This window comes from Nocardia amikacinitolerans (assembly GCF_900215415.1).
GTDB classification, from domain to species: domain Bacteria; phylum Actinomycetota; class Actinomycetes; order Mycobacteriales; family Mycobacteriaceae; genus Nocardia; species Nocardia amikacinitolerans.
On the sequence record NZ_OBEG01000001.1, the window covers coordinates 1,789,038 to 1,804,462 of the forward strand.

At 70.3% G+C, this 15,425-nt stretch carries 13 protein-coding genes; 10 read left to right on the top strand and 3 right to left on the bottom strand.

Annotated features, from left to right (window positions below; all coding sequences use genetic code 11):
• The first annotated feature begins 319 nt into the window (after window positions 1-319).
• The 7 genes from tkt to CRP45_RS08255 all read left to right on the top strand — a co-directional run bounded on the left by tkt (window position 320) and on the right by CRP45_RS08255 (window position 9,925).
• Window positions 320-2,461: a transketolase gene (gene tkt, locus CRP45_RS08225; protein WP_097244427.1), complete on the top strand. Its 2,142-nt coding sequence runs from the start codon at window positions 320-322 to the stop codon at window positions 2,459-2,461.
• Window positions 2,462-2,467: 6 nt separating this feature from the next.
• Window positions 2,468-3,607 carry a transaldolase gene (gene tal / locus CRP45_RS08230; RefSeq protein ID WP_097244428.1) on the top strand — a complete coding sequence of 380 codons (1,140 nt, stop codon included), beginning with the start codon at window positions 2,468-2,470 and terminating at the stop codon, window positions 3,605-3,607.
• Window positions 3,608-3,612: 5 nt separating this feature from the next.
• Window positions 3,613-5,178 (top strand): glucose-6-phosphate dehydrogenase, encoded by a 1,566-nt coding sequence (gene zwf, locus CRP45_RS08235; protein WP_097244429.1) that lies wholly within the window; start codon window positions 3,613-3,615, stop codon window positions 5,176-5,178.
• Window positions 5,175-6,083: a glucose-6-phosphate dehydrogenase assembly protein OpcA gene (gene opcA / locus CRP45_RS08240; protein ID WP_067780774.1), complete on the top strand. Its 909-nt coding sequence runs from the start codon at window positions 5,175-5,177 to the stop codon at window positions 6,081-6,083. Before zwf ends, opcA begins: the two co-directional genes overlap by 4 nt.
• The gene (pgl, locus tag CRP45_RS08245; RefSeq protein ID WP_097244430.1) at window positions 6,076-6,816 is read left to right on the top strand and encodes a 6-phosphogluconolactonase; all 741 of its coding nucleotides are present in this window, start codon (window positions 6,076-6,078) and stop codon (window positions 6,814-6,816) included. Before opcA ends, pgl begins: the two co-directional genes overlap by 8 nt.
• A 158-nt stretch (window positions 6,817-6,974) precedes the next feature.
• Entirely contained in the window at window positions 6,975-9,311 is a 2,337-nt protein-coding gene (locus CRP45_RS08250; RefSeq protein WP_097244431.1) for a thiamine pyrophosphate-dependent enzyme, read from the top strand.
• 134 nt (window positions 9,312-9,445) lie between these two features.
• On the top strand, window positions 9,446-9,925 hold the full coding sequence (locus CRP45_RS08255) for an SRPBCC family protein (protein WP_097244432.1): 480 nt from the start codon (window positions 9,446-9,448) through the stop codon (window positions 9,923-9,925).
• Between the two features lie 42 nt (window positions 9,926-9,967).
• Here CRP45_RS08255 and CRP45_RS08260 read toward each other — a convergent pair whose 3' ends face one another.
• Window positions 9,968-10,519 (bottom strand): hypothetical protein, encoded by a 552-nt coding sequence (locus CRP45_RS08260; RefSeq protein ID WP_097244433.1) that lies wholly within the window; start codon window positions 10,517-10,519, stop codon window positions 9,968-9,970.
• A 217-nt stretch (window positions 10,520-10,736) separates the two neighbouring features.
• Here CRP45_RS08260 and CRP45_RS08265 point away from each other — a divergent pair, with 217 nt between their 5' ends.
• Together CRP45_RS08265 and CRP45_RS08270 are read left to right on the top strand one after the other, a co-directional pair.
• Window positions 10,737-11,558, top strand: coding sequence for a bestrophin-like domain (locus CRP45_RS08265; RefSeq protein ID WP_097244434.1), 822 nt, complete (start codon window positions 10,737-10,739; stop codon window positions 11,556-11,558).
• Between the two features lie 70 nt (window positions 11,559-11,628).
• Window positions 11,629-12,747 (top strand): hypothetical protein, encoded by a 1,119-nt coding sequence (locus CRP45_RS08270; RefSeq protein WP_097244435.1) that lies wholly within the window; start codon window positions 11,629-11,631, stop codon window positions 12,745-12,747.
• Between the two features lie 13 nt (window positions 12,748-12,760).
• On the opposite strand, the gene CRP45_RS08275 is transcribed toward CRP45_RS08270, so the two are convergent.
• Window positions 12,761-13,753, bottom strand: a complete 993-nt coding sequence (locus tag CRP45_RS08275; RefSeq protein WP_425436924.1) for an alpha/beta fold hydrolase — start codon at window positions 13,751-13,753, stop codon at window positions 12,761-12,763.
• Between the two features lie 51 nt (window positions 13,754-13,804).
• Here CRP45_RS08275 and CRP45_RS08280 point away from each other — a divergent pair, with 51 nt between their 5' ends.
• Window positions 13,805-14,653, top strand: coding sequence for an SDR family NAD(P)-dependent oxidoreductase (locus CRP45_RS08280; RefSeq protein WP_097244436.1), 849 nt, complete (start codon window positions 13,805-13,807; stop codon window positions 14,651-14,653).
• A gap of 74 nt (window positions 14,654-14,727) precedes the next feature.
• Here CRP45_RS08280 and CRP45_RS08285 read toward each other — a convergent pair whose 3' ends face one another.
• Window positions 14,728-15,417, bottom strand: a complete 690-nt coding sequence (locus CRP45_RS08285) for a DUF8020 domain-containing protein (protein ID WP_097244437.1) — start codon at window positions 15,415-15,417, stop codon at window positions 14,728-14,730.
• Between the last annotated feature and the right edge of the window lie 8 nt (window positions 15,418-15,425).

Here is a 15,425-nt window from a genome sequence, read left to right on the forward strand (position 1 = left end):
GCCGCGAGCCCCGCCCGGCGCGCGGCCCCGGCGCCCAATCAGTGGGCCCGGACACAGTCCGCTATCCGGCCGCGTACGTCCCCGGCGAAGGCGCGATATCACCTGCGACGCGTAGTCGGACACGGTCCGCTATCGGTCCGCGCACAACCGGGCCGAGGCCGAGGTACGCCCGTTAAACCGGGTTCCCGGCATGGCGCTCAGCGGGCACATCTAGGGTGGTTGGATACACAACCGGTATGCATGCCACAGCTGCCGTGCGTTCCCACCTCCGTTAGCAAGCACCGCCGTCGACGAGACCAATGTCAGGAGAACCTCGGTCGTGTCAGTCACAGACGACATCCGCGCCCTCACTCAGCCGAACTACCCGGACGACTGGACGGATCTGGACACCAAGGCCGTCGACACCGTCCGCGTCCTAGCCGCCGACGCGGTGCAGAACGCGGGCAACGGCCACCCGGGCACCGCCATGAGCCTGGCCCCGCTGGCCTACACCCTGTACCAGCGGGTGCTGCGCCACGACCCGAGCGACCCGAGCTGGGTCGGCCGGGACCGGTTCGTGCTGTCGTGCGGTCACTCCAGCCTCACCCAGTACATCCAGCTCTACCTGACCGGCTTCGGTCTGGAACTGGACGACCTGAAGAACCTGCGCAAGTGGGGCTCGCTCACTCCTGGCCACCCGGAGTTCCGGCACACCGACGGCGTCGAGATCACCACCGGCCCGCTGGGCCAGGGTCTGGCCTCCGCGGTCGGCATGGCGATGGCGGCCCGCCGCGAGCGCGGCCTGTTCGACCCGGCCGCCGCGCCGGGCACCAGCCCCTTCGACCACTTCGTCTACGTGGTGGCCTCCGACGGCGACCTCGAGGAAGGCGTCACCTCCGAGGCGTCCTCGCTCGCTGGCACCCAGCAGCTGGGCAATCTCGTCGTGATCTACGACGACAACCGGATCTCGATCGAGGACGACACCACCATCGCCTTCACCGAGGACGTGGCCGCGCGCTACGAGGCCTACGGCTGGCACGTGCAGACCGTGCAGGGCGGCGAGGACGTCGTCGCGATCGAGGCCGCCATCGAGGCCGCCAAGGCCGAGACCGGCAAGCCCTCGATCATCGTGCTGCGCACCGTGATCGGCTACCCGGCCCCGAACAAGATGAACACCGGCGCCTCGCACGGCGCGGCGCTCGGCGCGGACGAGGTGGCCGCGACCAAGAAGATCCTCGGCTTCGATCCCGAGCAGAGCTTCCAGGTCGACGACGCCGTCATCGCGCACACCCGCAAGGCCGTCGAGCGCGGTAAGGCGGCACACGCCGCCTGGCAGGAGCAGTTCGACGCCTGGGCCGCCGCCAACCCGGAGAACAAGGCGCTGTTCGACCGCCTCACCGAGCGCAGGCTGCCGGACGGCTGGACCGCCAACCTGCCGGTGCACGAGCCCGACCCCAAGGGCATGGCCACCCGCAAGGCGTCCGGCAAGGTGCTCGCCGCGCTGGCCGACGTGCTTCCCGAGCTGTGGGGCGGCTCGGCCGACCTCGCCGAGTCCAACAACACCACCATGCCCGGCCAGCCGAGCTTCGGCCCGGAGTCGATCTCGACCGGCATGTGGAAGGCCAACCCGTACGGCCGCACCCTGCACTTCGGTGTGCGCGAGCACGCGATGGGCTCGATCCTCAACGGCATCGCGCTGCACGGCCCGACCCGCCCGTACGGCGGCACCTTCCTGGTGTTCAGCGACTACATGCGCCCGGCGGTCCGCCTCGCGGCGCTGATGCGGGTGCCCGCGATCTACGTGTGGACCCACGACTCCATCGGCCTCGGCGAGGACGGCCCGACCCATCAGCCGATCGAGCACTTGGCCGCGCTGCGCGCGATTCCCGGCCTGAACGTGGTCCGTCCCGGTGACGCCAACGAGACCACCTACGCCTGGCGGGCCATCCTCGAGCGTGAATCGGCCGAGAACGCCTCGCACTTCTCGGTCTCCGAGATGCCGCACCAGGACGGCCCTTCCGCGCTGGCGCTGACCCGCCAGGACCTGCCGATCCTGGAGGGCACCGGCTACGAGGGCGTCGCCAAGGGCGGCTACATCCTTGCCGAGGCGTCCACCGGCACCCCGCAGGTGATCCTGATCGCCACCGGCTCGGAGCTGCACCTCGCGGTGGCCGCGCGCACTACGCTGGAGGCGCAGGGCATCGGTACCCGGGTGGTCTCGATGCCGTGTGTGGAGTGGTTCGACGCGCAGGACAAGGCTTACCGGGACGAGGTGCTTCCGCCCGCGATCCGCGCGCGCGTCGTCGTCGAGGCCGGTATCGCGATGCCGTGGCACCGGTTCGCCGGTGACGCGGGCGAGATCGTGTCCATCGAGCACTTCGGCGCCTCGGCCGATTACAAGACCCTGTTCCGCGAGTTCGGTATCACCGAAGACGCGGTCGTTGCCGCCGCGCAGCGCACGCTGGACAACGTGAAGGGATAAGACCTCATGGCACAGAACGAAAACCTCGCCGCGCTCGCCGCGGCGGGCGTCTCGGTGTGGCTCGACGATCTGTCGCGGGACCGGATCCAGTCCGGCAACCTGGCCGAGCTGGTCGCGACCCGCAGCGTCGTCGGCGTCACCACCAACCCGACGATCTTCCAGGGCGCGCTCAGCCAGGGCCACGCCTACGACGCGCAGGTGAAAGCGCTTGCCGCACAGGGCGCGGACGCCGACGCGGCGATCCGCACCATCACCACCGACGACGTGCGCGCGGCCTGCGATGTGCTGGCCGGGGTGTACGAGTCTTCCGGCGGCGTGGACGGCCGGGTCTCCATCGAGGTCGACCCGCGGCTGGCCTTCGACGCCGAGAAGACCGTCGCCCAGGCCATCGACCTGTGGAAGACGGTGGACCGCCCCAACCTCTTCATCAAGATCCCCGCGACCGAGGCGGGCCTGCCCGCCATCACCGCGGTGATCGCCGAGGGCATCAGCGTGAACGTCACGCTGATCTTCTCGGTGGCGCGCTACCGCTCGGTGATGGGCGCCTACCTGGACGGTCTGCGCAAGGCCAAGGGCGCGGGCTACGACCTGGCCAAGATCCATTCCGTCGCTTCGTTCTTCGTGTCCCGGGTGGACACCGAGATCGACAAGCGGCTCGAGGCGATCGGCTCCGACGAGGCGCTCGCGCTGCGCGGCAAGGCCGGTGTGGCCAACGCCCGCCTGGCCTACGCCGAGTACCAGGACGTGTTCGACGGCGGCAAGCACACCTCCACCTACTCGCACCTGGCCTCGGTCGGCGCGAACCGGCAGCGGCCGCTGTGGGCGTCGACCGGCGTCAAGAACCCGGACTACCCCGACACCCTCTACGTCACCGAGCTGGTCGCCCCGAACACCGTGAACACGCTGCCGGAGAAGACGCTCGAGGCGGTCGCCGACCACGGCGAGGTGCGCGGCGACACCGTCAGCGGCACCGCGGCGGAGGCCAAGGAGGTCTTCGACAAGCTCGCCGCGGTGGGCATCGACCTGGACGACGTGTTCGAGGTGCTGGAGCGCGAGGGCGTCGACAAGTTCGAGAAGTCCTGGGAGGAACTGCTTTCCGCCACCGCCGAGGAGTTGGGCGCAGCGTCGTCGACCGGGGGCAACTGAATCCCATGGCAGGCTCGGCCAAAACGTCGACAGTCTGGAAGAACCCACTCCGCGACGAGCGGGACAAGCGGGTACCGCGGATCGCGGGACCGTGCAGCATGGTCATCTTCGGTGTGACCGGTGACCTGTCCCGCAAGAAACTGATGCCCGCCATCTACGACCTGGCGAACCGGGGGCTGCTGCCCCCGGGTTTCGCGCTGGTCGGTTTCGCGCGGCGCGACTACGCGGACGAGGACTTCGCCGCGGTCGTGCTCGACGCGGTGAAGGCGCACGCCCGCACGCCGTTCCGCCAGGAGGTCTGGGACCACCTTGCGGAGGGAATCCGGTTCGTGCAGGGCACCTTCGACGACGACGCCGCCTTCGCCAAGCTGGCCGACACCCTCGGCAGGCTGGACAAGGAGCGCGGCACCGGCGGCAATCACGCCTTCTACCTCTCGATTCCGCCGAACATGTTCCCGGTGGTGCTCGATCAGCTCTCCGAGCACAAGCTCGCGCAGCCGACCACCACCGACATCGCCGGGCGCAAGCCGTGGCGGCGGGTGGTGATCGAGAAGCCGTTCGGGCACGACCTGGACAGCGCGGTCGAGCTCAACGCGCTGGTCAACCGGGTGTTCCCGGAGGAGACGGTGTTCCGCATCGACCACTATCTCGGCAAGGAGACGGTGCAGAACATCCTGGCGTTGCGTTTCGCCAACCAGCTGTTCGACCCGATCTGGAACGCCAACTACGTCGACCACGTCCAGATCACTATGGCCGAAGACATCGGCCTCGGCGGACGCGCGGGCTACTACGACGGCATCGGCGCGGCCCGCGACGTCATCCAGAACCATCTGCTGCAGCTGCTCGCGCTCACCGCCATGGAGGAGCCGATCAGCTTCGAGCCCAAGCAGTTGCAGACCGAGAAGATCAAGGTGCTCTCGGCGACCAAGCTGGTGGAGCCGCTGGAGGAGACCACGGCGCGCGGGCAGTACTCGGAGGGCTGGCAGGGCGGCGAGCACGTCGTCGGCCTGCTCGACGAGGAGGGTTTCGACCCGCAGTCCAAGACCGAGACCTACGCGGCGATCACCCTCGAGGTCGACACCAGGCGCTGGGCGGGCGTGCCGTTCTACCTGCGCACCGGAAAGCGCTTGGGCCGCAGGGTGACCGAGATCGCGGTGGTCTTCAAGCGGGCGCCGCACCTGCCCTTCGACCAGACCATGACCGAGGAACTGGGGCAGAACGCGCTCGTGATCCGTGTGCAGCCGGACGAGGGCATCACCATGCGCTTCGGCTCGAAGGTGCCCGGCTCGGGCATGGAAGTGCGCGACGTCAACATGGATTTCAGTTACGGCGAGGCGTTCACCGAGTCCTCCCCCGAGGCCTACGAACGCCTGATCCTCGACGTGCTGCTCGGGGTGCCGTCGCTGTTCCCGGTGAACGCGGAGGTCGAATTGTCCTGGCGCATCCTGGATCCCGTGCTCGAGCGGTGGGCGGCGGACGGCACGCCGGACCCGTATCCCGCGGGCACCTGGGGTCCGGCTTCGGCCGACGAGATGCTCGAGCGCACCGGCCGGGAATGGCGGCGCCCGTGATCATCGACATGCCCGACACCACAACCGGCGCGGTCACCAAGCGCCTGGTGAAGCTGCGCGAGAGCAACGGCGTCATCACCATGGGCCGGGTGCTCACCCTGGTGGTGTGCACGCTCGACAGCTCCGAAGCCGAGGACGCCATCGACGCCGCCAACGATGCCAGCCGCGAACATCCTTGTCGCGTCGTGGTTCTCGCGCGCGGCGACCGCGAGGCCGAGACCAAGCTCGACGCCCAGATCCGCGTCGGCGGCGACGCGGGCGCGGCCGAGGTGATCGTGCTGCGCCTGCAGGGCGAGCTGGTGAGCCACGAGAGCAGCGTCGTCATCCCGTTCCTGCTGCCCGACACCCCGGTGGTGGCGTGGTGGCCGAGGGGCGCGCCGGAGTTCCCGTCCAAGGACTCGGTGGGACGACTGGCGACCCGGCGCATCACCGACGCCACCTTCGCCGCCGACCCGCAGGCCACGATCAAGAAGCGCCGCGCCTCCTACGCCTCGGGCGACACCGACTTGGCGTGGAGCCGGATCACCTACTGGCGGGCGCTGCTGGCCGCCTCGCTGGACGAGCCGCCCTTCGAACCGGTCGAGTCGGTGACCGTGTCGGGGCTGCGCGACGAGCCCGCGCTGGACATGCTGGCCGGCTGGCTGGCCGCCCGGCTCGGCTGCCCGGTGCGCAGGCGCTCGGGCGCGCTGCGGGTGGAGGTGAACCGGCCGACCGCGTCCATGGCCATCGAACGCCCGCAGACCGGGCGCACCGCGACGCTCACCCGCACCGGCGATCCCGATCAGCGAATCGCCCTGGCGCGGCGGGAAACTCGCGACTGCCTCGCCGAGGAACTGCGTCGGCTCGACGCCGACGAGATCTATCACGAAGCCCTCGCCGGAATCGAGAAGGTGACCTATGAGTGAGACTCCCAGCGACACCGTCGAAGTTCACCCCGACGCCGACACGCTCGTCGCCGCGGCGGCCGCCCGCTTCGTTCAGGTGGTGACGGCCGCCCAGGCCGAGCGCGGCTCCGCGTCGGTGGTGCTGACCGGTGGCGGCACCGGCATCGCGATGCTCGAGCAGGTGCGCAAGTCGCCCGGCGACATCGACTGGTCGCGGCTCGACATCTTCTGGGGCGACGAGCGTTTCGTCCCCGCGGGTGATCCCGAGCGCAACGAGTTGCAGGCCAGGCAGGCGCTGCTCGACCACGTGCCGGTCGACCACGCCAGGGTGCACCCGGTGGCGACGTCCGACGGCGAGTACCCCGATCCGGTCGAGGCCGCGGCCGAGTACTCGGCGGCGGTGCACGCCCACCTCGCCGAGCACGGCGCGTTCGACCTGCACCTGCTCGGCATGGGCCCCGACGCGCACATCAACTCGTTGTTCCCCGGCACCGACGCGGTGCGCGAGGAACACGAACTCGTTGTCGCCGTGACGAATTCCCCCAAGCCGCCGCCGGTCCGCGTCACGCTGACGCTGCCCGCCGTGCGGCGCTCGCGGCACGTGATGCTGGTCGTCGCAGGCGCGAGCAAGGCCGAAGCCGTCGCCGCGGCGGTCGGCGGGGCCGAGCCGGTCGACATTCCCGCCGCGGGCGCGGCCGGGCAGGAATCGACCACGTGGTTGCTGGATCGAGAGGCCGCGGGCGCGCTGCGCTGAGTATTCTCGAGCGGTCCGCTCGAGCGTTGATCTCGAGCGCCGACTGCTTTCGACAACGGAGGTCGGGTGCCGCACCTGCTCGTCGACAACCCCACGATGGACCGGCGGCGTGGTCGCACGGCCCACCGTCGGCCGTGCTCGCCCAGCGCGGGGCAGCGATGAGCGGGGTGGCGCCGGAATCCGGCGCGAATCCGGCGCGGGCCTTGGACGAGCGTTTCCGCGCCGAGATCGGCACGCTGGCGCCGCGGCACATTCGCGACGAGAACCTCGGACCCGGCATCTCCCCGGACACGCTGTGGGAGGTCTTCGACGCGCAGGCCACCAGCAGGCATCTCGATCTGGCGGCGCGCGCGCTCGGCGTGGCCAAGCGCGGCTACTACAGCATCGGCTCCTCCGGCCACGAGGGCAACGCGGCGCTCTCGGTCGCGACGCGGGCCACCGATCCGGCACTGCTGCACTATCGTTCCGGCGCGTTCTTCGTGCACCGCGCGCGCCGGGTGCCCGGGCTGGATCCGATCCGCGATGTGCTACTCGGCGTGGTCGCCGCGGCGGTCGACCCCATCTCCGGCGGTAGGCACAAGGTCTTCGGCAGCAAGCCCGCGCACGTGATTCCGCAAACCTCCACCATCGCCTCGCATCTGCCGCGGGCGGTCGGGCTCGCCTTCGCGATCGAACGGGCGGATCGGCTCGGCATCCCCTCGGAATGGCCGCGAGACTCGGTGGTGCTGTGCACTTTCGGCGATGCCTCGGCCAACCACTCGACGGCCGCGGGCGCCGTCAACGCCGCGATTCACACCGCGCACCAAGGGATTCCGGTGCCGATCCTGTTCGTCTGCGAGGACAACGGCATCGGCATCAGCGTGCCGACGCCGCCGGAGTGGATCGAGCACGCCTACGGAACACGGCCCGGCCTTGCCTATTTCGACGCCGACGGTTGCGATCCGATCGACGCGCTGACCGCGTCCGAACGCGCCGTCCGCTGGGTGCGCGAGCACCGCAAGCCCGCGTTCCTGCGGCTGCGCACAGTGCGGTTGCTCGGCCATGCCGGTTCGGACATGGAGACCGCGTATCGCCGTCCCGCCGACATCGCGGCCGATCTGGTGCGCGACCCGGTCGTCGCGACGGCCCGGCTGCTAGTCGAACGGGGGTTGGCCAAGCCCGACGAGATGGTCTCGCTCTACGACGAGATCGGGCACCGGGTGACGGCCATGGCCGAATTGGTCTGGCGGGAACCGAAATTGACGTCCGCGGCGGCGGTCACCGCACCCTTGGCGCCCGCGCACCCCGAGGAGGTGCGGGCCGACGTGCTGCGCGCAGGGCCGCCCAGGGAGCGGCGTGACGAGCAAGCTTCCGGTACGGTCGGCGCGGCTTCCGGGATGCCGGACGGCCACGCGGATTCGCGGTCCGCGGCGCACAGCACGGCATCCCGGCACGGCGCGCGTCTCACGGGTCCGGACCGTCGGACGGCCCGCGCCACCGCGTCCACGAGCGAACCAGGGATGACCATCGCGCAGGCGATCAACCACACCCTCGCCGACCTGCTCGCGCGCGACCCCGACGTGCTGGTGTTCGGCGAGGACGTCGGCCGCAAAGGCGGCGTGTACGGCGTCACCAAGGGTTTGCAGAAGCGTTTCGGCGCGCGCCGCGTCTTCGACACGCTGCTCGACGAACAGAGCGTGCTCGGCACCGCGCTCGGCGCGGGACTCGCCGGATTCGTCCCGATTCCGGAGATCCAGTACCTCGCCTACCTGCACAACGCGGCCGACCAGTTGCGCGGCGAGGCGGCCACCCTCCAGTTCTTCTCGCACGGCCGCTACCGCAATCCGATGGTGGTGCGGATCGCCGGGCTTGCCTACCAGAAGGGCTTCGGCGGGCACTTCCACAACGACAATTCCGTTGCGGCGCTTCGTGACATCCCCGGGCTGGTGATCGCGGTGCCGTCGCGCGCCGACGACGCGGCGGCGCTGCTGCGCACCTGCGTCTCGGCGGCGCGCGTGGACGGACGGGTCTGCGTATACCTCGAGCCCATCGCGCTGTACCACACCAAGGATCTGCATCCTGGCGACGGCGCGTGGTCGGCCCCTGCCACCGGGCCGCACGTGGAGATCGGCCGCGCCCGCGTCTACGGCGACGGCGGCGACCTCACGATCGTGAGTTTCGGCAACGGCGTTCCGATGAGCCTGCGGGTGGCGGACCGGCTCGCGTCGCGCGGTGTCCGCGCCCGCGTGCTCGATCTGCGGTGGCTCAGCCCGCTACCGGTCGCCGATCTGCTCGCGCACGCCCGCGCCACCGGCCGCGTCCTCGTCGCCGACGAGACGCGGCACAGCGGCGGGGTCTCCGAATCGGTGTGCACCGCGCTGATCGACGCCGGTTTCACCGGTCGCGTCGCGCGGGTGACCAGCACGGACAGCTTCGTCCCGCTCGGGCCCGCGGCGGACACCGTGCTGCTGGACGAGACCGGCATCGAGAAAGCCGCGGCGGAACTGCTCGCCTGATCGGCGCTGCGGACGAAGTCCGTCGGCAATCGCGCGGGCGATCGGCGCGCGGATCCGCGTGTTCGCGGTTCGATGGCCGGCAGCGGGAAATACCCTGGACGAATCACCAGTGACCGGCGGCGAAAGGCAGGACGATGACCACGATGTCCATCCTGGGCGAGGTGCGACCCGAGCACGACGCGACCGAGGGCGACGCTCGCGTGCTGCTGCACTACCTGCGGTCCTACCGTCAGCCGGTGCTGGACGTCTGGTCGGCGTGCACGTCACGGAGCCAGCTCGAGCGCTGGTTGGGCGCGGTGTCGGGCGGCAGCGGCAACTACACGATCGAGCCGGTGGACGGTCCCGTAGCGGGTCCGATCGCGGTCCGCGTGGAGCACTGCGTGGCGCCGCACGAGCTCGTCGTGCACATCGACGGTTGTATCGTCGAGCTGCGCCTGTCCCAGGTCGGCGTGGTCACCAATCTGGAACTCGTCCGTCGCCACCTCTGCCATCCCGAAGCGAGTGCGGTCGGTCCGCGCTGGCAGTACCTGCTGGACCGGCTCACCGCCTACCTGGAGTATCGGCCGCTCCCGTGCTGGGCGGATTATCCGGAGCTCGCGGCGGAATACCGCTGAACGTCCTGTCGCGCCGAAACAACGAACCGCCCGCGCGCTGATTCAGTATCGGTACCAGGGACCGTCGTACGGTTCGAAGCGATAGCCGTACTCGCCCTTCGGTTGCGGTGCCCCGTTCGGAAAGTAGGCGAAGCCCTCCTTCGCATACCAGCCATGGCCCGTGCTGAACAGGCAACCGCCTTCGTGCGGCTCGACGCTGATGATCGTGTAGGCGCCGTAGCGAGCACTCGTTTCGGATGGGACGCACTCGGTGGCCGCCCGGTCGAGGCTGCCCTTCGACAGCCACCACCCGACGTGTGCCGGTAGCCCCGCCCAGAACAGCGCGACCGCGAGGACGACGACCAGCGGCGCGATCGAACTCAGTCGCGCGTTGTCGTAGGCGATCAAACCGATCACGCCGCAGACCATCCACAACGCTCCGGCCGTGAGCAGCCCGAACAGCAACAGCATCGTGCCGTCGCCGCCCTCGCTCTCGGTCACCTCTTGGACGATCAGACCGAGACAGCAGACCGCGGCGAGTCCCGCGGTGCCCAGCGCCCAGACGACCCACCACCGTGGCGCCCCACGCCGCCAATCGATTCCCCCGATTCTCATGAGGCCACAGTACCGACCGCTCGGCCCGCTCGGCGCGGACCGACGACATCCGAAAAACCGGCCGCCGCAGCGCGACTCACCGAATGCGCGACACGCCAAGGGATCTCATCCGTCCGAGGCACCGCCCCGAATCACTGACGATCGCTGCTGTCCGCGATCACGCCACACGCCGGGGTGTCACCCCGGCGGCCCAGTTGTGCGGAAGGCGGTGCCCGATATGGCCTTGGAATTCATCTTTCCGGTTGCCGCGGCGGTCTTGGCGCTGACGGTGTTCGTGGTGGGCGACCGAGTTCGCCCGGAATCGTGGCGGCAGACCGGCGACGAGGCGTCCGGAACCCTGGTGCTCGATCTCATCAAGACGTTCTTCACCGCGGTCGTCGCGTTCGTCGTGGTGATCTGCTGGCAGCAGTATCAGAACGCGCACAACCACACCGTCGCGGAATCCAAAGCGCTGGTGGACACCTACCTCGCCGCGCAGGGGCTGCCCGAGGCCGACCGGCAGCAGGTCCAAGGTCTGCTGCGCGCGTACACCGACCAAGTCGTCAGCGGGGAATGGGCGGTGATGGACGCCGAAGGCAAACTCAGCCCGGCCACCCAGGACACCTTCGACACACTGCGCGCCAGCGTCACCGCGGTGTCGTCGAGTGATACCGCGACGAGCGATACCCGCGCCGCAGCGTTGGCCGGACTCGACCAGGTAGCGCAGGCCCGGCACGATCGAGCCGTCGACGCGGGCCGCGGCGTGCCCGGATTCCTTTACCTCGCCTTGTTTTTCGGCACCCTCCTGCTGCTGTTCAGCCCGGTGCTCTCAGGTCTGCGGGTGACCAAACGCAGCGTCGCGATGACCGCGCTCCTCGGCGTGGTTGTCGGCGCCGCCGTGCTCGCCATCCACAATCTGGACCGCCCGTTCTCCGGCGGCAACGTCGTCCCGAGGGACGCCTACGAATACGCGCAGACCCGCTTCGAGCAGATCGGCGGGCGCTCGGCGCATTCCGCACCGGCCACGGCGATCGGCGCAGGCGATGTTCCGCACCGGTAAGCCGCGCCGCGCCGGCGTGCGAAAGGCTGACCGCAGCGGGCGAAAGCGCTGCCCGAGAGTCGGATTGGCCGTGGCACTGCCCGTGGCCGCCATCTGGCTGACGTGCCCGCCGCTCGCCGCCGCCTCGCCCGCGCCGCCGCTCCCACCACCGGGCATCATCACCGGCAGCGCCGCGGGCGGGCCATCGACGGGAATCGAGAGTCCGCCCACCGCAGCACCTTTGGCGCTTGGTCCGAAACCCGCGCATGTCCCCCGCGACAGCGGTAGCGCGGGCGGCGACGCGGCCGAGCCCGATCAGCCGCTCGTGCCACTGAGCCTCGGTGCGGGCGACACGTCCACGGGCGGAACGCCGATCGGAAGCGGAAGCGCCGCTGCCGGGGCAGCCGGGTCGACGCCGCGGACCAACTCCGGTAGCGCCCTCACGGATCTGACGGCGATCGATACCGGAAGTGCCTACGCCGCAATTCCCGTGGCGCTCACGCCGGAAGGCTCGCCGATGGGCGAGTCTCCGCCGGTCACCGGTGCTCCGGGCTACGAGCCGGTTCCCGTCGCGGACACCGACTCGGCTCTCGAACCGGCCACCACCACCCCCGCCGAAACCCTCGGCCTCGACGTCGGAAGCGTGCGCACGGCCTGTACCGGCAGCGCGGCGGCGGGCAGCGCGGCACTAGCGCTCGGCTCGGCCGCCCCCGCACTGGGCAGTGGCCTGATCGGTTCCGGCTCGAGCGGGTCCGCCCTCAGCAGCGGTCTGATGGGTCCGGGTCTGCTCGGCTCGGGCTCGGCGCTCGGCAGTGGCACGGGCAGCGGCCTCGTCGGACCGGGTTCCAGCGGTTCGGCCCTCGGCAGCGCCGCGGGCTCCGCACTCGGTGGCAGCGCCCTGCTCACCTGCCTCCTGCTGCTCCCGACGACACCCCCGACGCCCGGCATTCCGCTTCGGCTCGAGCCACCGCTGCCCATTCCGATACCGCAGGCCGCGCCCGAACCCGTTCCAGCGCAGGCCCTTACACCGGAACCTGTGCCGCCGCCGCTCCCCGCGCGACCACCCGAAGCGGCGGATCCACAACCCGTCGAACCCACCGCCGACCAGCTCGCCTGGAACCTCTTGGAGCTCATGACGGTCCTGGTGATCACGGTGCTCGCCGCCGTCCGCACCCGGGTCGTCGCGACTCGCGCCCCGAGACTGCCGTGATGATGTCGCGGTATCAGGCCGGGACGTCGGCGGTGGTCGCCGCCAGGTCGGCCAGGTGCGCGGTGATCAGCGCGTTCACTTCGTCGCCACGCTCGAGCTGGACGAGGTGCCCGGCGTCGGCAATCTTGGTCACCGCGCGCAGGTCCGGCACGTATGCGCGCAAGGTCCCCAGCGGATCGCGCCCGCTGAAGCCTTCCATATCCGGGTCGCGGTCACCGTAGAGGAAGTAGGTGGGCACGCTCACCCGAGCGTCCGCGTAGTCGGCCGTGAGCGTCCAGTTCCGGTCCAGGTTGCGGTACCAATTGAGGCCGCCGGTGAAGCCGGTGCGCTCGAAATCGGCTGCGAGCGTGTCGAACTCGTCATCGGACAGCCAGCGCCACGGCAGCGCAGGAGCCTCGGGAAGCACATCGAGGTAGCCGGTGCCCTCTGCGGGAAAACGCCAGGTGTCGAGGTAGTGGTAGTCGGCGCTGAGCGAGTAGTAGACGCGGGCGAGGAATTCCCGCGGGCGGGCCGCGAGCTCGGCGTCGGCGACACCGGGCCGCTGGAAATAGTCCAGGTGCAGGAAATGGCGCGCGGCGGCCTTGGCCCACAGCTCGGAGGGCGCCCGCGGCGGACGCGGCGCGTAGGGGTTGTTCAGCACGATCACCCCCGCCACCCGCTCGGGCGCGCGCAGCGCCAGCTCCCACACGAGCGCGGCGCCGAAATCCAGGCCGACGAACACCGCGCGTTCGGCGCCGATGTCGTCCAACAGGCCGAGGAGATCACCGATGACGGCGCGATTCGTGTACTCCGCCGGATCATCGGGAGCTTCGGTCCGGCCGTATCCGCGCAGGTCCGGGGCGATGGCGCGATACCCGGCGGCAGCGACAGCGGCGAGCTGCCGATGCCAGACGAACCAGGTGTGCGGGAAACCGTGACAGAACACCACGGGATCGCCACTGCCCTGTTCGGCGATGTGCATCCGGATGCCGTTGGTGGTCACGAACCGATGCGTCAGCTCCACTATCGCCTCCAAATCTAGAACGCGTTCTACAAGTAACGGTAATGTCCGAGAGTCGTGAGCGGAATACCTCGAGAACTCCACGGCCGGGTCGCGGTCGTCACCGGCGCGAGCCGCGGCATCGGCAAGGGCATCGCATTGGAACTGGGCGCGGCGGGCGCGACGGTGTACATCACCGGGCGGTCGGCGACGGCGGGCCGACTACCCGGCACCGTGCACGACACCGCGGCCGCGATCGACGCGCTCGGCGGGCACGGAATCCCCTTCGTCTGCGATCACCGCGACGACGACGCCGTACAGCGCCTCTTCGAACGGGTGCGCGCCGAACAGGGCCGCCTCGACGTGCTGGTGAACAACGTCTACAACTCCCCCGCCGCGGCCCGCTGGCTCGGCAAACCGTTCTGGGAGGTGCCGCCGAGCGCCTGGGACGAAACCTTCGACGTCGGCGTCCGATCCCATTACGCGGCAAGCTTCTACGCCTCGCCGCTGCTGATCGGTTCGGGCGGGCTCGTCGTCAACGTCTCCTCGCCGGGTTCCCAGCGGTACATGCACAACGCGGTCTACGGCGTGGCCAAGACCGCGCTGGACCGGCTCACCGCCGACATGGCCCGCGATCTCGCCGACACCGAGGTCACCGTGGTCTCGCTGTGGCCGGGGATCGTGGACACCGAACTCCTGCAACTGGTCCCGGCCGACGCCGAGGGACGCCGCCTTGTCACCCTGCCCGGCGAGGGCACCTTCGACCTCGGCGCCGCCGAGACACCGCGCTTCCCCGGCCGCGCCGTCGTCGCGCTGGCCGCCGACCCGCGGCGGCGCGCACGCACCGGATCGGCTTGGCGCGTGGCCGATCTCGCCGACCAGTACGGCTTCACCGACATCGACGGACGGGTGCCGCGCAACGACTGACCGGGTCGACCCGCCACCGCTGCCGCGGCGCAGGTCGTGACGCGCGAGCGAGCGCGCGCCACGACGCGCCGGGGTCACTTCCGCGGGAACGGGGTGTTGATCGTCGTGAAGTACTGGGTCGCGGCATGCACGGCGACGGGCGCGGTCACCAACAGCTGACCGGCGACGGTGCCGAGCGCACCGATGGCGACGATGCCACCGAGGCAGCCCACCGCCGCGGCCGGGACGAACGGACCGAACAGCCCGAGGATGGTCGCCGAAGCCACGGTCGCGCCGACGACACCGCCAAGCACACAGCCGACCGCCGCGCCGCCGAGCCCGCCGACCAGCGTCCCGATGGTGGCGCCCATCGAGATGGTGGCGGTCATCCTGCTCCATGCCGCCTGCTCGCGCTCGTATTCCGTCTTCCACGGCGCCTGATCCTCGAAGGGCAGCGCGACGGGGCGATAGGCGGCGTGCGCGAGGTCGAAGCGCGGGGTCAGCGTGGCCGAGCGTCCGGCGATCTCGGCGGTGATGGGGAACACGAAATCGTCTACCCGAAACGACAATTCGGTGCCCGCGAGCACCGTTCCGTCCGCGGCCCTGATTTCGAGCGCGCCGTCGTCGACCACCATCGAACCGGCGTCGACGGTGATCACGGCGGACGTTTCGGTGGCCGTTGCGGAGAATCCGACCGCGTCGGGTTCCGGCGTGGCGCTCGCCGTCACCGCGCCGAAGGCGAGCGCGGCGGTCAGTAGCGCGCAGGTCGCGAGCGTGCTCTTCATGGGGTCTC